Source organism: Allobosea sp. P2_B12 (genome assembly GCF_056404835.1).
In genome coordinates, this window is the sequence record NZ_JBFUDG010000002.1 from 420,393 (window position 1) to 442,866 (window position 22,474).

A 22,474-nucleotide genomic window follows, 5' to 3' on the forward strand; every position below is an offset into this window, starting at 1 on the left:
TTGGCTGTGATTGGGGGCGGGCTCAGTTGGCGAGCGGCCTGCGGCCGAGCGACTGGGAGAGCCTCAGGAGATAGCCGTCCGGGTCCTGGACGAGGAACTGGTGGACGCCGGTCTCCTCGGTGTCGCTGATCTTGTACCAGCGTTCCTCGGGACCGAAGAAGATCGGCCAGGCAGCCCGGCCCAGCGTATCGAGCAGGACGGCGACATCCTTGACCATGATCTCGAAATTGATGCCGCGGCCATAGGGCTTTTCGCGCGCGCCGGTTGCCCAGATATCGCGCCGTTCGGCTGGGCCGGTGTCGTATTCCTCCAGCATGAACTCGACGCCGTCGCGCTCGATGGCCGCAAAACCCTGGTCCGGCCGGTCGTAGAGGACACGGAAACCGAGCAGGTCGCGCCAGAAGGCGAGACTTGCCGGCAGCGAGGTGATGTTGAGTTCCGGCACCAGAGCGGGGCGCGGATGCGAGCGGAGGGCTGTCATGAGGGCTCTCCATAGCAAATCGCGGCGGTGAGACCAGCCGCGCCCGGCGCCAGCAGGGCCGGCAGCCGCCCCGGCGCATCAGTGAAGGGGATCTCGTCGGTGATCAGCGCGTCGAGCCGGTCGTCGGCCAGCAGCGCCATCGCGGCTGCGGAGCGGCGGGCATAATCCCATCGCGCCCGGCGCGAGGACGAGACCTGGCCGACCTGCGAGGAGAGCAGTTGCAGCCGGCGCGAATGGAAGGCGCCGCCGAGCGGGGCCGCCACCGCGCCCTCGCCATACCAGCTCAGCTCGACGATCCGCGCCTCGGGGCCGGCGCAGCCGATCGCCGTTGCGAGACCCGCAGCCGAGGCGCTGGCGTGAAAGACGATGTCGGCATCCTGCGGCGCAGCGTCGGGCCGGGCGAAGCCGAAGCCGAGCCGGTTCGCCACCGCCTGACGGCTCTCGTCGAGATCGACCAGCGTCACCTCCGCACCCGGCAGCCTTGCCGCGAGCCAGGCCACCAGCAGGCCGATCACGCCGCCGCCGACCACGACGATGCGGTCGGCCGGGCCGGAGCCGGCATCCCAATGCGCGTTGAGGGCGGTTTCCATATTGGCGGCGAGGATGGCGCGGCGGGCGGGCACGCTCGACGGAACGCGGGTCAGCCGCTCGGCGGAGGCGATGAAGCGATCCTGATGCGGATGCAAGCAGAAGACGGTCTTGCCGATCAGGTCTGCGGGGCCGGCATCCGCGATGCCTACGGCGCAGTACCCGTATTTCACCGGGAAGGGGAAAGCACCCTGCTGGAACGGAGCCCGCATGCGCTCATATTCAGCCACTGGGACGCGCCCCTCCCAGACAAGGCGCTCGGTGCCGCGGCTGATCCCGCTCCACAGCGTGCGGATCAGGCAGTCCTGTTCGGCAAGCTCCGGAAGCGCTTCGACGTTCAGGGCGCATTCACGCGGCGCGACATACCAAAGCGCCGTCGCGGATGCGCTTGCATTCGACGAACTTGCACTCGACGAAAATGCCGGCTTTAGGTCTTGCGCCGTGTGGTTTTCCGCCATGTCGCCGTCTCCCGTCAGCTCTGCTTTGCCCGCCTCGCCCAGATCGATCGCATGACGGAGACAGCCATGAACCAGCGTCCCGCTCCGACCACGTTCCAGCCGGCGGCGCAAGGCCTTGCCGCTCCGGAAAGGGCGGAGCCATTGCCGGGCCTGACGCCGGCCGGACTGCAGTCGGACGCGGTTCTGGCGAAGCGGCGCCGGCTCGTTCTTGCCCTCAATCTTGTGACGCTGGCGGCGCTGGTCTATGGCCTCGCGCAGGTTTTGGGTGCCGGCGGCTGGACGGCAGCGGATGTCGCGATCTTCGTCGCCTTCCTGTTCGGCGCGCCCTGGACCGTGCTCGGCTTCTGGAACGCGGTGATCGGCTTCTGGCTGCTGCATGGCGTCAAGGACGGGATGGAGCGCGTCGCGCCCTTCGCGGCTGCCGGCGATCAACCGACGCCGATCGCGATCCGCACCGCGATCCTGATGACGTTGCGCAATGAGGACCCGGCCCGGGCGTTCCAGCGGTTGCGCGTCGTCAAGGACAGCCTCGATGCCACCGGCGAGGGCGGCTGGTTCGATTTCTTCGTCCTCTCGGACAGCGATGATCCGATTGTCTCCGCCGCCGAGGAGCAACTCGCTGCCGCATGGCAGCATGAGACCGGTGAGGACGGGCGCATCACGTATCGCCGCCGCAGCGACAATGCCGGCTTCAAGGCTGGCAATGTCCGCGATTTCTGCGAGCGCTGGGGCGGCGACTACGAGGTGATGCTGCCGCTCGACGCCGACAGCGTGATGTCGGGCGAGGCGATCGTGCGGCTGACGCGAATGATGCAGGCTTATCCTAGGCTCGGCATCCTGCAGAGCCTGGTCGTCGGCATGCCGAGCAAGTCCGCCTTCGCGCGTGTCTTCCAGTTCGGCATGCGCCAGGGCATGCGGCCCTACACGATGGGCTCGGCCTGGTGGATCGGCGATTGCGGCCCGTTCTGGGGCCATAATGCCATGGTCCGGATCGCGCCGTTCCGCGACGGCTGCCATCTGCCGGTGCTGCCCGGTGGTCCGCCGCTCGGCGGCGCCGTGATGAGCCACGACCAGGTCGAGGCGACGCTGATGCGCCGCGCTGGCTACGAGGTGCGCGTGCTGCCCGACGAGATGGGAAGCTGGGAGGAGAACCCGCCGACCATGCTAGATTTCGCCAAGCGCGACCTGCGCTGGTGCCTCGGCAATTTGCAATATCTGAAGCTGCTCGATTTGCCGGGCTTGCGTCCGATGAGCCGCTTCCAGCTCGTCTGGGCGATCCTGATGTTCCTCGGCCTGCCGGCCTGGACGCTGATGATCGCGCTCTTACCGCTCAAGGTGGTCGAAGACCGAGGTATCGAAGGCTACCCGTCGGGTCTCGCGGCGGGGCTCTATCTGCTGTTCCTGGCGATGTATCTCTCGCCCAAGCTCGCGGGCTTCACGGACATCCTGCTCAGTCGCGACGGCGCAAAGCGCTATGGCGGACCCTTGCGCTTCGTTGCCTCGGCCGCGATCGAGGTCGTCTTCGCCTTTCTTCAGGGCGCGGTGTCGAGTTTCCGGACCACGCTGTTCATGGTCGGTCTCTTGTTCGGCCGCGCGCGCATCGGCTGGAACGGGCAGGCGCGCGACGCCCGTACGCTGTCGCTCGCCACGGCCTTCGCCGGTTTGTGGCCGCATCTTTTGTTCGCGACCTATCTGTTCGGGGCGCTGATTCTGCTCTCGCCAGCGGTCCTGCTCTGGTCGTTGCCTCTGACGGCCGGCTATCTGCTGGCGATACCCTTCGCCATGGCGACCGCGCTGCCGGGTCTGGGCGCATGGTTTGCCCGCCGTGGACTCTGCGGCATCCCGGAGGATTTCGATCCTCCGGCCGAGCTCGTCGCCATCGCCGATCGGCCGCGCGCATGAACGCTCCGATCTATCCCAGGGGCACCGCCAAGGCGCTGTCGCGTTCGCTGCGCGTCTATCATGGCGATGCGGCCCGCAACGCCGCGATGGATGCGCTCTATGGCCGCTTCCTGCGGCCAGGCGATCTCGCCTTCGATATCGGTGCCCATGTCGGGGACCGTGTCTCGTCCTTCCGCCGGCTTGGCGCCCGCGTCGTCGCGCTCGAGCCGCAGCCTGGTCCGGCGCGGGTACTGCGGCTGATCCACGGCCGCGATGCGCAGGTCACGCTGGTCGAGGCGGCCTGCGGCGACCATGACGGTTCGATCACGCTGCGCATCAACAGCGCCAATCCGACCGTCTCGACCGCGTCGGATGCCTTCATCGGCGCGGCGCACGGAGCCGACGGCTGGGCGGAGCAGGTCTGGGACCACGAGATTGCCGTCCGCTGCACCACGCTCGACTCGCTGATCGCGCGACATGGCCTGCCGGCGTTGCTCAAGATCGATGTCGAGGGCTTCGAGGCTCATGTTCTGGCCGGGTTGACCCGGCCGGTCCCGGTGATCTCCTTCGAGTTCACCACGATCCAGCGCGACGTCGCCGAAGCCTGCCTCGCGCTACTGGAGACGCTCGGCCCCTATCGCTTCAACGTCGCGCTCGGCGAAAGCCAGCGGTTGGAACTGGACGAACCTGCCAGTGCCGAAGCCATCGGCGGCTATCTGCGCGAGCTTCCCCACGCCGCCAATTCGGGCGATGTCTATGCCATTATCGAGAGCTGAGCCGTCATGACCAAAATCGCCGCCTGCCTCCGCATCGCGTTGTTCGCCCTGACTGGAGTCGCTTCCCCCGCCTTCGCGGCAGGGGACATTGCGGTCGAGGTTCGCAATGAATCCGAGCCGGTGCTCTGCGCCGAGAAGGACAACGTCACGATCAAGGCGATCTCGCCCGAGGTGCGTCGCTTCCAGATCGAGGCCGCCCATCCCGCCTATATCGCGGGCCTGCTGCGCGACAATTGGGAGGCCGACTGGACCGCTTGCGACATGACCGGCGATCCTGCCTTCAAGGCGCCGGTGCCGCCGCGCCGCGTCACCTTCTACGAGAGCATCGAATACTGGCTCGTCGGCTACACCTTCCCGACCTTCTGGCGGCCGGCCGATACCACCTTCAAGGTGGGGGACCGCGTCGAGAAAGGGCTGCATCTTGTCCAGCTCTGGAAGCTCGGCAAGACCGGTTCCTACGAGGTGCTCGTGATCTATCCGCAGGACGGCTACTGGCGCACCCGGCCGCTGCCGCCGCCGCAGCTCTCCGCCGCGGCCTATGGTTCCTCCTTCCTGTTCGGGCCGATCGAGCAGGATGGCGGCCGCCCGGTCGTGAACATCAAGGAGATCGCGTTCGACCCCGCGACGCTGTCGTTCAAGCTCGATTTCAAGGACGGCTCGGCCGGCACGCTCAAGCTCGATTCCGTCGATGAGAACCGGATGGTGCTCGACGCCGTGCTCGACAAGCCGGTGACCGGGGGCAAGGCCTTCGTGGCTCTGCGCTCGATGTATGTCACCGAGGGTAACAACGACGTCGCCCGGATCGCTGTGCGCGAGCCCGGCGCCAAGGGCTGGCGCGAGGAGCCGCTGATGCCGTTCACCGGCGGCAAGGCGACCGACATCTGGATGGGCCGCACGACGCATTCGCGCCACAACACCTCCTCGCCCGACATGGTGTTCCGGCATTTCTCGACCGATCCGAACCCGCCGGCGAAGAAGTAGGAACGCATTGCGTTCCTGACGCGTTGCCCCATGACGCGGGCCGCGCATCGCGCTAGCCTTGGCCCAGTTGTCACCCAGCCTCGAGACCGCCATGCCGCGCTTTGCCGCCAATCTTTCGATGATGTTCACCGAATGGGCGTTCCTGGACCGCTTCAAGGCGGCCTCCAATGCAGGGTTCGAGGCGGTCGAGTTCCTGTTCCCCTACGAGCATCCCTCCGAGCAGATCGGGCTGGCCCTTGCCGGCGGCGAATTGCAGCAGGCGCTGTTCAACCTGCCGCCGGGCGATTTCGCCAATGGCGAGCGGGGCATCGCCGCGCTGGCCGGGCGCGAGGCGGAATTCAAGGCCGGCGTCGAGACCGCTCTGGCTTACGCGCATGAGACCGGCGTGAAGCGCCTGCACATGATGGCGGGTCTGGCCGATCCCGAGGACCGGACAGCGCAGGAAACCTACCGCGCCTCGCTGGCCTACGCGGCCGATGCGCTGGCGCCGCATGGCATCGACCTGCTGCTCGAGCCGATCAACGGCCGGGACATGCCGGGCTATTTCCTCAATGATTTCGACCGGGCAGCGGATTATGTCCGAGAGGCCGGCCGGGCCAACGTCAAGCTGCAGTTCGACATGTATCATTGCGAACTGATCCACGGCGACGTCGCCGGCAAGCTGAAGGCGCTCTACCCGCTGGTTGGCCATGTCCAGATCGCCAGCGCCAACGGACGCCATGAGCCCGACAGCGCCGGCCCCGATTATCCGAGCCTTTTCGCCCTGCTCGATGAGCTCGGCTATGACGGTTTCGTCGGCTGCGAGTACCGGCCGAGGGCCGGCACGCTCGAAGGTCTCGGCTGGTTTTCGGAATACCGCAAACCTGAGGGCAAATCCGATCCGCTGGACGCCGCGTGATGACGGGGTTCTCCTATCCGGTGCTGGTCGCCGATATCGGCGGCACGAATTGCCGTCTCTCGCTGGTCGAGAACGCCGGTGCGCCGCACCAGCCGCTGGCGCGGATCGGCACCGGCAGCCACCCGACGCCGGAGGCTGCGCTCGAGTCCGTGCTGACGACGCTGACGCAGCGGCCGCGCTCGGCCGTGCTCGCCGTCGCGGGGCCCTTGGAAGGGCGCAGCGCGCAACTCACCAATGCCAATTGGCATTTCGACGGGCCGCTGATCGGGCGGGCGCTCGGGCTGGAGCAGGGGCTGCTCGTCAATGATTTCGAGGCGCAGGCGGCCTCGCTCGCCGTGCTGGGCGAAGCCGATGTGACCACGGTCGTTTCAGGCGCGCCGGAGCCGGATGGGGTGCGTCTCGTGCTCGGGCCGGGCACGGGCTTCGGCGCCGCGGCCTTGGTCAAGCGCGGCGCGCGCGGCGTGCTGGTGCCGACCGAATGCGGCCATATCGGCGTCGGGCCGGAAGACCCGGCAGAGGAGAGGATATGGCCGGCGCTGAAGGCCGGACTTGCCCGGGTCACGATCGAAGACCTGTTGAGCGGCAACGGGCTGGTGCGCTTCCACCGCGCCGTCGCCAGCGAAGCCGGCATGCTGGAGGCCGATGTCAGTGCGGCCGACGTTACGACGCTGGCGCTCGACGGTGATCCCGCCGCGCTGATGGCGGTGGTCTGCTTCTGGCGGCTGCTGGCGCGGGTGGCGGGCGATCTCGCGCTTGCTTTCAAGGCGACAGGCGGCGTCTATATCTCTGGCGGCATCGTGCCGCGCCTGCTGCCGCTCGCCGACAAGGCGACGATCCACGCCGTCTTCTGCAGCAAGCCGCCGATGGAGGATCTGGCGGCGCGTTTCGCGCTCCATGTCGTCACCGCCCATGACGGCGCCGAGCAGGGCCTGGCGGCCATAGCGGCCGCGCCCAAGCGCTTCGGCCTCGACGATCCCGCCCGGTTGTGGTTTGGCTGAGGCAGGCGCGCCGGCCGGCGGGCTTTGACCGAGCATCTGCCGCGCATTTGTCCATCCTTCCCATCCAGGTGCTGCGCGCGTTCGCGGCCTTCATGGTCGCCGTGCACCATGTCCAGCCCGACGCGGCTGTTCTGGCGTTGCAGGGCGGAGGAAGCTTTGCCCGCAGCGACCTCCTGCCCTGGATGGCCGGCGTCGACATCTTCTTCGTCGTCTCCGGCTTCATCATGGTGCATGCCTCGGGCAAGCTTTTCGGCCGACCGGGCGCGGCGAAGCTCTTCCTGGAGCGCCGGATCGCGCGGATCGTGCCGCTCTACTGGGCCGCAACGACGCTGTTCCTGTTGATCGGGCTTGCTGTCCCGGCTGTGCTCAACTCCGGCGCGCCGGGCCTCGGGCAGATCGCTGCGTCCTACCTGTTCTGGCCGGCGGTCTCGACGCAGGGGCTCGTCCAGCCGGTCTATTCGCTGGGCTGGACGCTGAACTACGAGATGCTGTTCTACGTCCTGTTCGCGGCTGCGTTGATGCTGCCGCGGGCTTCTGTCGTCCCGGCCGTGACAGCGGCGCTTCTGGTTCTGGTGTTCAGCGAACTGCTGGCGGGACCGCTGCCATTGCCCTTCGGCTTCTGGGGCCAGCCGATCGTGCTGGAATTCGCGGCTGGGATGGCGCTGGCGCTGCTGCGGCGGGGCGGCCTGCATCTGGCCTCGCCGCTGCGCTGGGGTATTGCGGCGGGCGGCGTAGCGATCCTGCTATTTGGAGTGCACCTGCAGCTGCCGGCCGGTGCCTGGCGCGATGTCGCCTTGCATGGCTCGGCCGCGTCGCTGCTGGTGCTGGCGGCGGTTTCGGGCGGGGAGGAAGGGGCGCCGTCCGCAGCCATGCAGGCGCTGGCGCGGATCGGCGATGCCTCCTATGCGCTGTATCTCGTACATCCCTTCGTGATCAGGGGGCTGCGGGAGCTGTTCATGCGGGCGGGCCTATATCAGCCGACGCTGTTCATCGTCGTGGCGCTGGCAGGGGCGGTGGTCGCCGCGCTGGCGGCGCACCGCCTGTTCGAGGTTCCCGCGACACACTGGCTGCGGCGGCGGTTCGGTGCCTGACGCTCTGCGCTATGTCAGGCGCTTGCCCTTCAGCGATTGGCCCACGACGCCGCCGGCCCGGCGACGCTCTGCGCGTCTGGCCTTGATCGCCTCGGCATGCTCAGGCTGCGGGTGATAGCCGCGCTCCATGATCTCGAGGGAATATTCCTCATAGGTCAAGCCGAGCGCCTCCGCCTTCTCCTGGCGGTTCAATGCGATGTCGCGCGGCTTCTTCCAGGCCCTGCGGTGGGCAAAGCGCCAGTCGAAAGTGCGGCCGATTGCGCCGCTGCCATTCGCGGAGCGGCGCTTGCGCTCTTTCAGCGGCGGGCCGCCATTATGACCGATTCCGATAGGACGTGGGCGGGGCATGCGTGTTTGACTCTGTTGTGCTGGCATCACGATAAGGGGTGGATGTGTCCAAGCAAGTGACGCGCCACGGCTGCGGGCGTGACAGCGCGGCCGCGCCGGGCTATCCCGCCTGCTTCCCCCTCACGGACACATCATGGCCCCCTTGCTCCATCTGCGCGACGTCGCGCTCACTTTCGGCGGCCAGCCCCTGCTGGAGGCGGCCGAGATCGCCGTATCCGCCGGCGAACGCGTCTGCCTCGTCGGCCGTAACGGCTCGGGCAAGTCGACGCTGCTGAAGATCGTGGCGGGCCTTGTCGACGCCGACAGCGCCGAACGCTTCGTGCAGCCGGGCTGCACCGTGCGCTATCTGCCGCAGGAGCCGGACTTCACCGGCTACAAGACCTCGCTGGCCTATGTCGAGGCGGGGCTCGGACCCGGCGACGACGCCTATCGCGCGCAGTACCTGATCGACGAGCTCGGCCTCACCGGCCAGGAAGACCCCGCCACCATGTCGGGCGGCGAATCGCGCCGCGCGGCGCTGGCGCGCGTGCTGGCGCCGGAGCCCGACATCCTGCTGCTGGACGAGCCGACCAACCATCTCGACCTGCCGGTGATCGAATGGCTGGAGCAGGAGCTGAAATCGCTGCGCTCGGCCATGGTGCTGATCAGCCATGATCGTCGCTTCCTGACCAATCTGTCGCGCGCCACGATCTGGCTCGACCGCGGCCTGACCCGGCGCATGGACCGGGGCTTCGGCGAGTTCGAGGCCTGGCGCGACGAGGTGCTGGCGCAGGAAGAGCTCGACCGCCACAAGCTCGACCGCAAGATCGCCCGCGAGGAAGACTGGCTGCGCTATGGCGTCAGCGCGCGGCGCACCCGCAACCAGCGCCGCCTCGGCGAGCTCCACGGCCTGCGCGAGCAGCGCCGCACGGCGCGCTTCGCCGTCGGCAACGTCAAGCTGGAAGCCAGCGAGGCGCAGACCTCCGGCAAGCTGGTGATCGAGGCGGTCAACGTCGCCAAGGCCTATGGCTCGAATGTCGTGATCAAGGATCTGTCGCTGCGCGTCGCGCGCGGCGACCGGATCGGCATCGTCGGCCCCAACGGTGCCGGCAAGACGACGCTGATCAATCTGCTGACCGGGCAGCTCGCGCCCGATTCCGGCACGGTGAAGCTTGGTGTCTCCCTGAACATGGTGACGCTCGACCAGCGCCGCGAAAGCCTCGACCCGGCGACGCCGCTCGGCGATGTGCTGACCGGCGGCGGCTCGGACCAGGTCATGGTCGGCGACACCCCGCGCCATGTCATCGCCTATATGAAGGACTTCCTGTTCCAGCCGATCCAGCGGCGCACGCCCGTCGGCGCGCTGTCCGGAGGCGAGCGCGGCCGGCTGATGCTGGCCCGCGCCCTGGCGAAGCCCTCCAACCTGCTGGTGCTGGACGAGCCGACCAACGATCTCGACCTCGAGACGCTCGACCTGCTGCAGGAGCTCCTGGCCGACTACAAGGGCACCGTGCTGCTGGTCAGCCATGACCGCGACTTTATCGACCGCGTCGTCTCGGCGACGCTGATCTCGGACGGCGACGGCGTCTGGACCGAGTTCGCCGGCGGCTACACCGATATGGTGGCACAGCGCGGGCGCGGCGTTGGGGCGAAGGCGAGGATCGTCGCCGGCAAGTCGCCGGCGGGTGTGGTTGCGCCGGTTGCGGCCGCACCGGCCCCCGTCAACAGGCGCAAGCTCTCCTTCAACGAGAAGCATGCTCTGGAGACGCTGCCCAAGCGCATCGAGGTCTTGCAGGCCGAGGCCGCCAAGCTGAACGTGGCGCTGGCGGGCGATCTCTACACCCGCGACCCGAAGCTCTTCGCCAAGGCCACCGCGAGGCTGGAGGAGGTGACACGCGAGATCGGGCAGGCGGAAGAGCGCTGGCTAGCGCTGGAGATGCTGCAGGAGGAAATCGGGGCTTGAAGGCTTTCGTTTCAGCCTGACGCTTCGCCTCTTCGTCATGGTCGGACAAGGGCGAGCATGACGGTGAAGTCAGGCCCCGCCATACCTTTTTCGTCTCCGCCCGATCGCGAAAACGCATTTGTTGCGGGGGCTGAATCTAAGCACTGTCGCGGCACAAGAAGGCGAGGAAACGGCATGAGACTGAAGGGCAAGACGGCGCTGATCACCGGCGCGGCGCAGGGGTTTGGGTTCGGCATCGCCGAGACCTTCGTCAGGGAAGGTGCCCGCGTCGCGGTGCTCGACCTCAATGGCGACAAGGCCAAGGAAGCGGCGAAGGCGATCGGCCGCAAGGCCTTTGCGGTGACCTGCGACGTCGCCAAGGCCAAGAGCGTCGACAAGGCGGTGGCGCGCGTCATCGCGAAGTTCGGCCGCCTCGACATCGTCGTGAACAATGCCGGCACGAGCCATCGCAACATGCCGATGATCGAGGTTCCCGAGGATGTGTTCGACCGCGTCTTCGCCGTCAACGTGAAGTCGATCTACCTGATGGCGAAGGCGACCGTGCCGCATTTCCGCGAGCATGGCGGCGGCGTCATCCTGAACATCGGCTCGACGGCGGGCATCCGTCCGCGCCCCGGCTTGACCTGGTACAACGGCTCGAAGGGCGCGGTGAACCTGCTCTCGAAATCCATGGCTGTGGAGCTGGCGCCGGACCATATCCGGGTCAACGCGATCGCGCCGGTCGCGGGCGAGACGCCGCTGCTGGCGACCTTCATGGGCGAGGACACGCCCGAGAAGCGCGCCCAGTTCCGCGCCTCGATTCCCTGGGGCCGGCTCTCGACGCCGCAGGACATGGCCAATGCGGCGCTGTTCCTGTGCTCGGACGAGGCGGAGATGGTGACGGGGAGCGTGCTGGCTGTAGATGGCGGACGCTGCATCTGAGGATTTTCCTCGTCATGCTCGGGCGAAGCGCAGCGCAGACCCGAGCATCTCGGAAACCAGGATCTTCGCGTCCTGAGATTCTCGGGTCGGCGCTTTGCGCCGCCCGAGAATGACGCCGTAGAGGATCACACCGGCTTCGTATGCAGCGCGATCTGCTGGCGTAGCATCACGGTGCCGTCGAGTTCGAAGCCGCGCTGCTCGAGCGTGATATGGGGCGCGGCTGCGTCGCCCTCGATCTGGAACAGGTGCCAGGTCGCCATCTCGCCATGGCCGAGGGGGCCGATCGAGCAGGAGGGCACGCCGACGATCGGCACGTCGCGGCCGAGCCCGGGCCGCCAAGCCAGCGAGAATTTGTGATTATGGCCGTGCAGCACGAGGTCGGCCCCCTTGCGCGCCAGCATAGTCTCGAAGGCGGCTGCATCGACCAGCTCGCGCGAGCGCCGGGCGCCGCCGACATAGGGCGGATGGTGGATCAGCACGACGCGGATCAGGCGCTCGTCGCGGCCACGATCGAGCAGGGCTTCAGTTGCGGCGATCTGCTTGGCGCCGATACGCCCCGTCGCCATCAGCGGCATGGTCGGGATGCCACTGTTCAGGCCGATCAGCGCGACATTGCCTTGCCGGCGATACCAGGGGTAGCCGATCGTGCCGTCGTCGCTGGCGACCCAGGGGCCGAGATGGCTCGCGAGCGCCTTCAGCGAGGAGCGGGCATAGGCGTCGTGATTGCCCGGCACGAAGGAGACCGCCTCGCGCGGGCCGAGCGTGTCGAGGAAGGCGACGGCCGTCTTGAATTCATTGGGCAGCCCGATATGGGCGACATCGCCGGTGCAGGCGATATGATCGGGCCGCTGCGCCTGGATATCGGCGACGATCAGCGCCAGGGTGTCCATATCATGGGCGTGCCGGCGCTTGCGGCGCCAGTTGACGTAGCCTGTCGCGCGCTTGCCCAGCAGTTGATGCAGCGAGAAGCCCGCGAGCGGGCCGAGATGCGGGTCGGACAGATGCGCGAGCTTGAACACAGCCTCAGCGCTTGCCCTCGCGACCAGCTGCCGTCAAGCGCGCAGATGGGTCGAACTCGACGCCATCCGCGCTGCGTGGCCGATCAGTTGGCCGCGCCGGTGAGCTCGGAGACGACGCGCGAATCGGTCAGGGTCAAAGCGGGCTGCCAGACGAAGGCCGGCTTGGCCCGCAGGCGAGCGATGATAAAGGTGAGCAGCATGACGAAATTCCCCAGCAGTGAGCCGGTGGTATCTGCCTCCTTTGCGGCGCGTTTGTGACGTAACGGAACCTAGAATGAGTGTCCGCTATGCGTTATTTGCATAGACAAATCAGAAACCATCGGGAGGCGTCGTCATGGCGGAGAGCGGGGGCGCGAGTGGCGGCAGGGAGCCCGAAGCCGGGCTGACGCGGCTGCAAAGGCTGCAGATCAGGGTGCTGCACACCTATTTCCGCTTCGCGCGCGGCATGACGCTGGGGGTCCGGGCGGCCGTGCTGAACGATGCCGACGAGGTCTTCCTGATCCGCCATACCTATACGCCGGGTTGGCAGCTGCCGGGCGGCGGCGTGGAGGCTGGGGAGACGCTGAACGAGGCGCTGGCGAAGGAGTTGCGCGAGGAGGCCTGTATCCGGCTGACAGGCCCAGCGCAGTTGTTCGGCATCTACTTCAACCGCAAGGTCTCGCGGCGCGATCACGTGGCGCTTTATATCGTCAGGGGTTTCGTCGTCGACGAGGCCAAGAAGCCTGACATGGAGATCGCGGAGGCGCGCTTCTTTCCGCTCGACGAGCTGCCGCAAGGGCTGACGCCGGCAACGCGGCGGCGACTGGCGGAGATCACCGAAGGTGCCGTGCCGGCCACGGATTGGTAAGCGCAACGGGGCGATAGACGCCCGCCCGTCGCTCTGCTACATCGCCGCCATCATGACGAACGGGCACCTCATTTCACTGCTGCGACGACCGGCGCGCTGAACGCGCTTTCCGGCAGGCCTGCGCCTTGCGCGGACCTGCGTTCACATCGTCCAGCATTGTTCTGCCCGCAGGTTTGCCGCCGTCATGACCTCCTTGCCTTTGACCATTCGCCATGAGCTTCCCGTCGATGCGGCCGCGATCGAGCGCCTGCATGAACGCGCTTTCGGGCCGGGCCGTTTTGCGCGCACCGCCTTCCGCCTGCGCGAGGGCGTGCCGCCGGATCCCGCGCTGACATTCGCGGCCCATGTCGGCACGTTTCTGGTCGGCTCGATCCGGGTGACGCCGGTGGCTGCGGGCGGTCGCAAGGCCCTGATGCTGGGGCCGCTGACGGTCGATCCCGCCTTCGAGGGGCGCGGCATCGGCGCTGCCCTGATGAACCGCTCGATCGAAGCGGCGCGGGAGGCCGGTCACGATCTCATCCTACTGGTCGGCGACGCGCCCTATTACGCCCGCTTCGGCTTCAGGGGGATCCCGCCCGGCCAGCTCCTGCTACCGGGGCCGGCCGATCCCGCGCGGTTTCTCGCGCTGGAGTTGGTCGAGGGCGTGCTGGCGCAGCGGCGGGGGGCTGTGACCGCGATCAAGCCAGGCGCATGAGGCTTGCCGCGACGTCATTCTCGGGCTTGACCCGAGAATCTCATGACACGGAAACTCTGGTTTCCGAGATGGTCGGGTCAAGCCCGACCATGACGCGCCAGGCCTTTACGCAGCCGCGTCCGGGCGCCGGTTGAAGCGCCGGCCGCTTTCGCCGATCCAGCCGGCGACGAGCGCTCCGAAGAGCAGGGCGAGGCCGAGCAGGCCGATGAAGAGCGGCGAGATCGAGACGCCGCGCACGATGCCGGAATCGCTGATGCGCAGGCCGATCCAGTCCGTGCCGGCGAACTGGCTGCCCGAACGCACCGGCACGATGCGCGGCACCGAGACGGCGGAGCCGCTCTCCTGGCCGATGCGGCGTGAGGATCCGCCGGTCGCTTCGGCCAGCGCCTGCAGCGCCGTCGGGTTGCTGACGACCTCCATCAGCTCGCGCGGATTCTCCGGGCCGAGGCTGGCGAAAGCGGTGAGATTGTCGCCGGAGATGCGGTGCAGGCCGAACTCGCTGCTCGGAATGCGCGCGGTGAACAGGCCCGGCCGGCCGGGTTCGAGCGGGACGGAGCGGGACTGGCCGTCGGGGCCGGTGACGATGACGGGGGCGGGGTTGTCGCCGAGCGTCTGGCGTTCGACCTCGATGACGCCGCCGCGCGCGACGGCGCGCAGCGCCTCCTCCTCGAGATCTGGCTCCTTCATCAGCCAGTGGCCGAGGCGGCGCAGCAGGTCGAGATGCGGCCCGCCATCGCGGAAGCCGCGCGCCCAGAGCCAGGCATGGTCGGAGAGGAAGAGCGCGACGCGGCCCTTCTGCTCGCGCGCCAGCATCAGCAGCGGGCGATCGCCCGGGCCGGTCATCACGGGCGAGCCGGTGCGGGCGCGGGCGCCGACCATGCGCAGCCATTCGCCCCAGCGCGGCGGCTCGACCTCGGAGCCTGGCAGGTCGCGGGTGACCGGGTGGCGCTTGCCGGGCTCGCTGACCCGGGCGCGATAGGCCTCGTCGATGACCGAGCCGTCGGGCGTGGCCGGCAGGATCTGGCTGAGCGGCGTGCGCGAGAGCGACTGGGCACCGGCATATTCCGGCCCGGCCGCGATCAGCAGCGCGCCGCCCTCGCGGACATAGCGGACGATGTTGTCGAAATAGACCAGCGGCAGGATCGACTGGTTGGCGTAGCGGTCGAAGATGATCAGGTCGAATTCCTTGATCTTGACCTGGAACAGCTCGCGCGTCGGGAAGGCGATCAGCGAAAGCTCGTTGATCGGCGTGCCGTCCTGCTTCTCCGGCGGGCGCAGGATGGTGAAGTGGACGAGGTCGATATTGGCGTCGGCCTTGAGCAAATTGCGCCAGGTACGCTCGCCCGGATGCGGCTCGCCAGAGACCAGCAGGACACGGAGCTTGTCGCGCACGCCCTCGATGGTGATGACGGCGCGGTTGTTGGCGAGCGTCAACTCGTTGTCGAGCGGGGCGGCCTCGATCTCGATGACATTGGGGCCGCCGCGGTCGATCCGGACCGGCACCGACACGGTTTCGCCGACCGTGACCTCGCGGCGCGCGATGATCTCGCCGTCGCGGCGGACGGTGAGGCCGGCACGACCGGGTCCGCCCTTTTCGAGCACGCGCAGGCGCACCGTCTGGTCCTTGCCGACGATGCCGAAGCGCGGCGAATCGACCAGCACGATGCGGCGGTCGATCTCGGCATTGCGGCCGGTCGTCAGCACATGCAGCGGCGCGCGCAAGCCGAGCGCCTCGGCGGTCGGCGGCGCGTCATGGGCCAGCCCGTCGCTGATGACGATAGCGCCGGCGACGCGTTCGGAGGGGACGTCGGCGAGGCTCGCGGCCAGCGCCTCGAACAGGCGGGTGCCGTCGCCCGACCCTTGCGCGTCACGGACCTCGACGATGCGGGATTCGACATTGGTCAGGCCGCGCAACTGGCGCTCAACCTCAGCCTGGGCGGCCTCGGTCTGCGCGGCGCGGTCGGCGAGACGGTTCGAGCCCGAGCGGTCGACGACGACGGAGACGACGTCCTTGACCGGCTCGCGGTCCTCAAAGACCAGCGAGGGATCGGCCAGCGTCACGGCCAACACGGTCAGCGCCAGCGCGCGCAGGATGGCACTGCGGCCGGCCAGCACGATCGCTGCGCCAGCCGCCAGCGCCGCCAGAACGGCAAGGCCGATCAGCAGCGGCAGCGGGACGAGCGGCGCGAAGGAGAGGCTCCACATGGCTTACTGTCCAAACTCTGTCATTGACCGAGCCGCTCGAGCAGGGCCGGGACATGGACCTGGTCGGCCTTGTAGTTGCCGGTAAGCGCATACATCACGAGGTTGACGCCGGCCCGCAGCGCCATTTCGCGCTGGCGCGGATCGGAGCCCGAGAGCGGTACCAGCGGCTCGCCGCGCCGGTTCACCGCCCAGGCCGAAGCGAGGTCGTTCGAGGTGATGACGATCGGTGAGACATTGTCGCCGGCGCGGGCCGGACGACGGCCATCGGCGCCGGCCGGGGGCAGGATCTCGACCCAGGTCGTGCCGGAATCATAGCGGCCGGCAAAACCGTCAAGGATGTAGAAGGTCTTGGTCAGGACGTGGTCGCGCGGCAGCGGCTCCAGCTCGGGGATGTCCAGCGTCTGCAGCATGCGGCGCAACTGCTCGCCCTCGGGCGTGGTGCCGCCGCCGGGCCGGGCGCTCATCGCGTCGCGGGTGTCGAAGATCACGAGGCCGCCGCCCTTCATATAGGCTTCGAGCTTGCGCAGGGTCTCGGCGGTCGGGATCGGCCGGCCGGCGACGATCGGCCAGTACAGCACCGGGAAGAAGGCGAGTTCATCGCGATCGGCATTGACGCCGACGGCTTCGCCCGGCTCCAGCGCGGTGCGGGCACCAAGCACGATGTTGAGGCCAGCCAGCCCGGCCTTCGACATGTCGTCGACCGCCCTGTCGCCAGTGACGACATAGGCCAGCCGCGTCACGGCGCCGGCTGCGAAGAGCTCGCGCGGGATCGGCGGGCGCTGGTCGGGGGGGGCGACGGCCGTCGGTGGGGTGGCTGGCTGCGCCTGTGCGCGTGCCGGTTCGGGCAGCAGCGTCGTGCCGCCCAGAGCCAACGCCAGCAGGATCGCCGCCGGCGCGGCATGGCGGGCCCTGCGGGCGACCGAGAGCCTGCCGCCGAGCCAGAGCGTCGCCAGCGTGTCGGCGACCAGCAGCAAAAGCGCCAGCACCAGCAGTTGCGGGCGGATGTCGAGCGCGACGGGCTTGTCGACCGGCAGGATCGGCGCCCCGAGCGCCGCGAGGTCGATGGCGCGCAGGGTGTCGGTTGGGTTCAGCGCATTCACGGCGAGCGAGCCGTCGGCGGGTCCGTAGATGCCGGGCGGGTGGGCGAGCGTCGCGCGTCCGGTGAAGCTGCGGGCTACGGGCTGGGCGGTGGCCGGGGGACTGCGGAAGGTGCCGCTGCCGTCGAGGACGCGGGTCGGCGACAGGGTTTCCACGCGGGCATCCTCTCCCTGGGGTTCGGCAGGGCCGGTGCCGGCGAGGCCGACGATCTTTCTGAGCATCTCGACGAAGAGGCCCGAGAGCGGCAGGTTCGACCAGGTCGTGTCGGCGGTGACATGCATCATCGCGATCATGCCGTCGCCGCGGCGCTCGCCGGTGACGACGGGCGTGCCGTCCTCCAGCGCAGCCCAGGTCTTGCGGGCCAGATCGGCCTCGGGCTCGGCCAGGATCTGGCGGGAGACGCGGACGTCGTCGTTGATGGCCGTGCCGAAGAAGGGGCTCTCGCGGCTGAAGGGGGCGAGCTTGCGCGGCGTCTCCCAGGACAAGCCACCACCGAGCGTGCGGCCGCCCCGGCGCAGGCGCACCGGCGTCAGCTCGTCGGATGCGGCTGCGAGGCGGGCTCCCGCGAAGCGCAGCAGCACGCCGCCGCGCTGGATGAAGGCGTTGATCTTGCCGGCGGTGTCGCCGTCGAGCGCGCCGATATCGGCCAGCACCAGCACCGAGAGGTTCTGCGTCAGCAATTCGCCGACGGGGTCGGTCGAGCCCGGGCGCGGCTCGCGGATCTCGGCGAAGGGCGACAGCGCGCGCGAGACGTAATAGGTCGGCGACAGCAGTGGCTGGGCAGTGTCTGTGGTCGCGCCCGAGACGATGCCGACGCGGCGGCGCTTGGCGCGGTCGTCGAGCAGCGCGACGGCCGCCGCGCTGCGCTCGCCCACCACCTCCAGACGCGAGACGGAATTGCGCACTTCAATCGGCAGGGTCAGCCGCGCCGTTGTCTGGAGTTCGGAGCCGTTGAAGACGAAGGGGGCGTCGCCGAGCGGCAGGCCCTTGAGGTCGAGCGCGCGGACCTGGCCGCTGGCGGCTGCCGCAGGCGTCGGGCGCAGCACCTTGACGGCGAGAGCTCCGGCGAGGTTCTCGGGCGCCGCCAGCGCGAGCTGGTCGATCGAGCCGGCATGGATCGACATGCGGCCGGCGCTGGCCTCCTGCTTCAACCTGGCGAGGAAGGCGGCGTCGTCCGTGACGGAAAGCCCGTCCGCGACCCAGACGACCTCCGCATCCGGCGCCATCCGCAGGAACGCCTCGATCCGGGGCAGATGGGCGGCGCGGTCGGGCGCATGGGGCTGGAGCGCGAAGGCGCGTAAGCGATCGAGCGCGGCGCGCGGCTCCGACAGCATGATCTCGGCCGGGTTCTCTGCAAGCCCGAGGATGGCGACGGGCCGGCCCTCGCGCGCGGCGGCGGCGACGCGGGATTCCGCGACCAGGAGGCGTTCGGGCCAGTCGGTCGCGGCGCCGAAGCCGTTGTCGACGAGGAGCAGCATCGGGCCGCGCAACGGTCCGGCCTCGCGCGGCGGGTTCCAGACCGGGCCGGCGACCGCAAGGATCGCGAGCGCGGCTACGATCATGCGCAGCGCCAGCAGCCACCAGGGCGTATGCGCCGGCAACTCGCGCTTGGCGACGAGGTCGGCCATGATCTTCAGCGGCGGAAAGTCGATCCGGCGCGGGCGCGGCGGCGTCACCCGCAGGATCAGCCAGAGCGCCGGCAGCAGGGCCAGCGCCGCGAGAGCGAGCGGCGCCGAGAAGGCGAGGGGGAGCGAGCTCAGCACCGGCTATCTCCCCGTTCCGCGCGCAGCCGCGACGAGGCTGGCGATGCGCAGCACGCCCTCGCTGGCGGGCCTGTCGGTGCGGTGGAGCGTCAGGGTCCAGCCGGCCTTGCGGCAGGCCTCCCGGATCGCGTCGCGATGGGCCTCCAGCCGCTGGCGATATTCGACGCCCCAGGAACCGGCATCGCCGACCCGCAGCGACAGCCCGTCCTCGAGGTCGAAGAGCTCGGCCTGGCCGGTGAAGGGGAAGGTTTCCTCGATCGGGTCGGCAATCAGCAGGACATGGCCGCGCGCGCCTGACGACGACATCGTGGCAATGCGCTTGGCGAGCGAAGCGGCTGGCGAGAGTCCGTCGGTAATGATGATCGCGTCGGCGAGGCGGGGCAGCGGCATGTCCGGCGGCAGATCGGTGTCGGTGCCCTTCGCATCAGCCAGGATCGCCTGCGCCAGCGTCTCGACGATGCGGCGCGAGGCCAGGGCCCGCGTCAGGCCGAGATGACCGACGCGCTCGCCGCCATCGACCAGCGTCTCGGCCAGAGCGAAACCCGCGATTAGGGCGCGATCGACCTTCGAGGCCAGGGCCAGCGAGGAGGCGAAGCCCATCGAGGCGGAGCGGTCGATCCAGAGCCAGATCGCGTGCGAGGCTTCCCATTCGCGTTCGCGGACGAAGAGGTGGCCGTCGCGGGCCGAGCGGCGCCAGTCGATGCGCGAGGCGGATTCGCCGGTGACGAGCGGGCGGTACTGCCAGAAGGTCTCGCCCGGTCCGGCCCGGCGGCGGCCATGGATGCCGTGGACGCTGGCCGAGACACGCCGCGCCTCGAGGATCAGCCGTGGCAGGCGCGCCGCGAGATCGAGCGACGCGGTGACGACCGGCTTGGCGGGCTGGCGCTCAGAGGACCCGAGAACGCGCGTTCGCAGCATCGGCGGCGGCCCCTATCCGATCCGTTCCACGAGCTTGCCGATGATGCCCTCGACCGTCTCGCCATCGGCGCGGGCCGCGAACGTCAGCGCGACGCGATGCTTCAGCACGGGAATGGCGAGCGCTACGACATCGTCCACGGAGGGAGCAAGCCGCCCCTCGACCAGCGCGCGGGCGCGGCAGGCCAGCGTCAGCGACTGGCTGGCGCGCGGGCCGGGGCCCCAGGCGAGCTTGTCGGTGATCGCGCCATCGCTGCCCTCGCCGGGGCGGGCAGAACGGACGAGATCGAGGATCGCATCGACCACGTTCTCGCCGACCGGCAGGCGGCGCACGAGGCGCTGCGTCGCCATCAGCGTTTCGGCCGTCATCGCCTGGACCGGCTTGTGCTCGGAGGCGCCGGTGGTCTCCATCAGAATGCGCCGCTCGGCCTCGCGATCGGGATAGGCGACGTCGATCTCGAGCAGGAAGCGGTCGAGCTGGGCTTCGGGCAGGGGATAGGTGCCCTCCTGCTCGATCGGGTTCTGGGTCGCCAGCACATGGAAGGGAGCAGGCAAATCGTAGCGCTCGCCGCCGACCGTGACATGGTGTTCCTGCATCGCCTGCAGCAGCGCCGACTGGGTGCGCGGCGAGGCGCGGTTGATCTCGTCGGCCATCAGGAGCTGGGCGAAGACCGGCCCCTTGATGAAGCGGAAATGGCGCTTGCCGTCGGCGCTCTCGTCGAGAACCTCGGAGCCGAGGATGTCGGAGGGCATCAAATCGGGCGTGAACTGGACGCGGCGGGCGGCGAGGCCGAGCACCGTGCCCATGGCTTCCACGAGCTTGGTCTTGGCGAGGCCGGGAACGCCGACGAGCAGGCCGTGGCCGCCCGCCAGCAGCGTGATCAGCGAGAGATCGACCACCTTCTGCTGGCCGAAGATGACCTGGCCGATTTCGGCGCGCGCCGCGCTGATGGCGCCGAGCGCGGCTTCCGCGGCTTCGACGATCCCGGTATCGAGGCTGATCGGCGGGTTGGCCTCCGCGGCCCGGACTTGCGCCATCATGTCGATCTCCTTCACCCTCTGGGTCGCATCTTCGTCATCGAGCTGCGCGTTCTCGAACTTTCGCTGAACGCACCTGCCTCGAATTCGCCTGGCCTCGGGACGTCTCGAAACCTTGCAACGGCGAACCTTGTTAAGGCCTTGGCCGTTGAGTGTGGACGGGGCGCCATGCCGGCTCAAGGCTAGAATGGCGCGGTGCACAGAACTCGGCTTCACGATTATGTGGAGTTCAAGGCAGAGGCTAAGATGCAACCAATATGCCGCATGCGGCGCCTACGGGTTTTTCGATGAGCGATTCCGGCAATGCCATGGAGCGGATGGTCGCTGCGTTGCGGGGCGGGCCGGGGCGCGGTTTGCCGCCCGTAGAGCGCTGGAACCCCGATTTCTGCGGCCATATCGACATGCGGATCGCCGCCGACGGAACCTGGTTCTATCTGGGGACGCCGATCGGCCGGCCGGCCCTGGTGAAGCTTTTCTCTTCTGTTCTGCGCCGCGATGGCGACGATTACGTTCTCGTGACCCCGGTCGAAAAGCTCGGGATCGTGGTCGAGGACGCGCCCTTCCAGGCTGTCGAGATGGCGGTCGAGGGGGAGGGCGATCAGCGCTCGATCGCGTTCCGGACGCAGGTCGACGATCTCGTGACGGTTGGATCCGAGCATGCGATTCGCTTCGAACGCGAAGCCGGCGACGGGCTGAAGCCCTATGTTCATGTCCGGCGCGGGCTCTGGGCACGCGTCACCCGTGCCCTGACCTATGACCTGCTGGCTTTCGGGGAGGTGCGCGACGTCGATGGCGTCCCCTGGTTCGGGATCGCGGTGGCCGGCGCGTTTTATCCCGCCGTGCCAGCGGGCGAGATCGAAGAGACCTGATGCGTGCGCTGAATTTGACGGCCGAGGAATTCGCCCGCCTCGCGATGGAGCGTTTGCGGCCCGAGCCGCCCGCGCTCGGCGACATGATCGCCCGGCCGCGTGGCGACCATGACATGCAGCCGCAGCCGGTGCCCTTGCCCGATGAGAAGGCCGCGGTTCCCGCCGCCGTTCTGATCGCGATCGTGCCGCGTGCCGAGGGGCCGACGGTGCTGCTGACGCAGCGCGCGGCGGCTTTGCGCAGCCACTCGGCGCAGGTGGCGTTTCCCGGCGGTCGGGTCGATGCCGTCGACGGCTCGCCGGTGATCACGGCGCTGCGCGAGACGGAGGAGGAGATCGGGCTGTCGCGCGAACGCATCCGCACGCTCGGCTTCCTCGACGCCTATCTCACCGGCACGGGCTATCGCATCGTTCCCGTCGTGGCGCTGGTCGAGCCGCCGTTCTCGCTGACCATCAATGCCGACGAGGTCGACGAGGCCTTCGAGGCGCCGTTGTCCTTCCTGCTCGATCCGGCCAACCACCGACGCGAAGGCCGGGAGTGGCAGGGACTCTACCGCACCTACTATGCGATGCCATACGGGGATCGCTATATCTGGGGCGCAACCGCCGGCATGATCCGCAATCTCTATGAGCGGCTCGCCGGCTGAACCGACTGGACGACCACGC

20 protein-coding genes are annotated in these 22,474 nt (G+C 68.7%); 12 read left to right on the forward strand and 8 right to left on the reverse strand.

The window, feature by feature from the left end; genetic code table 11:
- Window positions 1–22: 22 nt before the first annotated feature.
- Both AC1DYU_RS07210 and AC1DYU_RS07215 read right to left on the reverse strand, forming a co-directional pair.
- Window positions 23–481 (reverse strand): bleomycin resistance protein, encoded by a 459-nt coding sequence (locus AC1DYU_RS07210; RefSeq protein WP_476791030.1) that lies wholly within the window; start codon window positions 479–481, stop codon window positions 23–25.
- The gene (locus tag AC1DYU_RS07215; protein WP_476791031.1) at window positions 478–1,527 is read right to left on the reverse strand and encodes a zinc-dependent alcohol dehydrogenase; all 1,050 of its coding nucleotides are present in this window, start codon (window positions 1,525–1,527) and stop codon (window positions 478–480) included. Before AC1DYU_RS07215 ends, AC1DYU_RS07210 begins: the two co-directional genes overlap by 4 nt.
- A gap of 66 nt (window positions 1,528–1,593) precedes the next feature.
- On the opposite strand from AC1DYU_RS07215, the gene mdoH reads away from it, so the two are divergent.
- The 6 genes from mdoH (at window position 1,594) to AC1DYU_RS07245 (ending at window position 8,152) form a co-directional block, all read left to right on the forward strand.
- The gene (gene mdoH, locus AC1DYU_RS07220) at window positions 1,594–3,429 is read left to right on the forward strand and encodes a glucans biosynthesis glucosyltransferase MdoH (RefSeq protein ID WP_476791032.1); all 1,836 of its coding nucleotides are present in this window, start codon (window positions 1,594–1,596) and stop codon (window positions 3,427–3,429) included.
- Window positions 3,426–4,184 carry an FkbM family methyltransferase gene (locus AC1DYU_RS07225; RefSeq protein WP_476791033.1) on the forward strand — a complete coding sequence of 253 codons (759 nt, stop codon included), beginning with the start codon at window positions 3,426–3,428 and terminating at the stop codon, window positions 4,182–4,184. The genes mdoH and AC1DYU_RS07225 overlap by 4 nt, the downstream gene beginning before the upstream one ends.
- Before the next feature lie 6 nt (window positions 4,185–4,190).
- Window positions 4,191–5,165 (forward strand): hypothetical protein, encoded by a 975-nt coding sequence (locus AC1DYU_RS07230; RefSeq protein WP_476791034.1) that lies wholly within the window; start codon window positions 4,191–4,193, stop codon window positions 5,163–5,165.
- Window positions 5,166–5,256: 91 nt separating this feature from the next.
- Complete coding sequence (gene otnI / locus AC1DYU_RS07235) at window positions 5,257–6,063, forward strand: 2-oxo-tetronate isomerase (RefSeq protein ID WP_476791035.1); 807 nt, start codon at window positions 5,257–5,259, stop codon at window positions 6,061–6,063.
- Entirely contained in the window at window positions 6,063–7,061 is a 999-nt protein-coding gene (locus AC1DYU_RS07240; RefSeq protein WP_476791036.1) for a glucokinase, read from the forward strand. The genes otnI and AC1DYU_RS07240 overlap by 1 nt, the downstream gene beginning before the upstream one ends.
- A gap of 47 nt (window positions 7,062–7,108) precedes the next feature.
- Complete coding sequence (locus tag AC1DYU_RS07245) at window positions 7,109–8,152, forward strand: acyltransferase family protein (protein WP_476791037.1); 1,044 nt, start codon at window positions 7,109–7,111, stop codon at window positions 8,150–8,152.
- Window positions 8,153–8,161: 9 nt separating this feature from the next.
- On the opposite strand, the gene AC1DYU_RS07250 is transcribed toward AC1DYU_RS07245, so the two are convergent.
- Entirely contained in the window at window positions 8,162–8,500 is a 339-nt protein-coding gene (locus tag AC1DYU_RS07250) for a hypothetical protein (RefSeq protein ID WP_476791038.1), read from the reverse strand.
- A 133-nt stretch (window positions 8,501–8,633) separates the two neighbouring features.
- Between AC1DYU_RS07250 and AC1DYU_RS07255 the strand changes: the two genes are divergently transcribed.
- Window positions 8,634–10,442, forward strand: a complete 1,809-nt coding sequence (locus AC1DYU_RS07255; RefSeq protein ID WP_476791039.1) for an ABC-F family ATP-binding cassette domain-containing protein — start codon at window positions 8,634–8,636, stop codon at window positions 10,440–10,442.
- Window positions 10,443–10,616: 174 nt separating this feature from the next.
- Complete coding sequence (locus tag AC1DYU_RS07260) at window positions 10,617–11,363, forward strand: SDR family oxidoreductase (RefSeq protein WP_476791040.1); 747 nt, start codon at window positions 10,617–10,619, stop codon at window positions 11,361–11,363.
- A 125-nt stretch (window positions 11,364–11,488) separates the two neighbouring features.
- On the opposite strand, the gene AC1DYU_RS07265 is transcribed toward AC1DYU_RS07260, so the two are convergent.
- Window positions 11,489–12,382 (reverse strand): metallophosphoesterase family protein, encoded by an 894-nt coding sequence (locus tag AC1DYU_RS07265; protein WP_476791041.1) that lies wholly within the window; start codon window positions 12,380–12,382, stop codon window positions 11,489–11,491.
- A gap of 445 nt (window positions 12,383–12,827) precedes the next feature.
- Between AC1DYU_RS07265 and AC1DYU_RS07270 the strand changes: the two genes are divergently transcribed.
- Window positions 12,828–13,229 (forward strand): NUDIX domain-containing protein, encoded by a 402-nt coding sequence (locus AC1DYU_RS07270; RefSeq protein WP_476791312.1) that lies wholly within the window; start codon window positions 12,828–12,830, stop codon window positions 13,227–13,229.
- Between the two features lie 184 nt (window positions 13,230–13,413).
- Complete coding sequence (locus AC1DYU_RS07275) at window positions 13,414–13,923, forward strand: GNAT family N-acetyltransferase (protein ID WP_476791042.1); 510 nt, start codon at window positions 13,414–13,416, stop codon at window positions 13,921–13,923.
- A 105-nt stretch (window positions 13,924–14,028) separates the two neighbouring features.
- On the opposite strand, the gene AC1DYU_RS07280 is transcribed toward AC1DYU_RS07275, so the two are convergent.
- From AC1DYU_RS07280 to AC1DYU_RS07295, 4 genes are read right to left on the reverse strand one after another with little or no spacing between them, the layout of a single operon-like run.
- Window positions 14,029–16,128, reverse strand: coding sequence for a hypothetical protein (locus tag AC1DYU_RS07280; RefSeq protein ID WP_476791043.1), 2,100 nt, complete (start codon window positions 16,126–16,128; stop codon window positions 14,029–14,031).
- 20 nt (window positions 16,129–16,148) lie between these two features.
- A complete protein-coding gene (locus AC1DYU_RS07285; protein ID WP_476791313.1) occupies window positions 16,149–18,986 on the reverse strand; it encodes a DUF4159 domain-containing protein in 2,838 nt (945 codons plus the stop codon).
- A gap of 6 nt (window positions 18,987–18,992) precedes the next feature.
- Window positions 18,993–19,907: a DUF58 domain-containing protein gene (locus tag AC1DYU_RS07290; protein WP_476791044.1), complete on the reverse strand. Its 915-nt coding sequence runs from the start codon at window positions 19,905–19,907 to the stop codon at window positions 18,993–18,995.
- Window positions 19,908–19,919: 12 nt separating this feature from the next.
- Window positions 19,920–20,942 carry an AAA family ATPase gene (locus AC1DYU_RS07295; protein WP_476791314.1) on the reverse strand — a complete coding sequence of 341 codons (1,023 nt, stop codon included), beginning with the start codon at window positions 20,940–20,942 and terminating at the stop codon, window positions 19,920–19,922.
- A 287-nt stretch (window positions 20,943–21,229) separates the two neighbouring features.
- Here AC1DYU_RS07295 and AC1DYU_RS07300 point away from each other — a divergent pair, with 287 nt between their 5' ends.
- Both AC1DYU_RS07300 and AC1DYU_RS07305 read left to right on the forward strand, forming a co-directional pair.
- Window positions 21,230–21,811 carry a DUF1285 domain-containing protein gene (locus AC1DYU_RS07300; RefSeq protein ID WP_476791045.1) on the forward strand — a complete coding sequence of 194 codons (582 nt, stop codon included), beginning with the start codon at window positions 21,230–21,232 and terminating at the stop codon, window positions 21,809–21,811.
- Window positions 21,811–22,455 (forward strand): CoA pyrophosphatase, encoded by a 645-nt coding sequence (locus AC1DYU_RS07305; RefSeq protein WP_476791046.1) that lies wholly within the window; start codon window positions 21,811–21,813, stop codon window positions 22,453–22,455. Before AC1DYU_RS07300 ends, AC1DYU_RS07305 begins: the two co-directional genes overlap by 1 nt.
- Window positions 22,456–22,474: the final 19 nt, after the last annotated feature.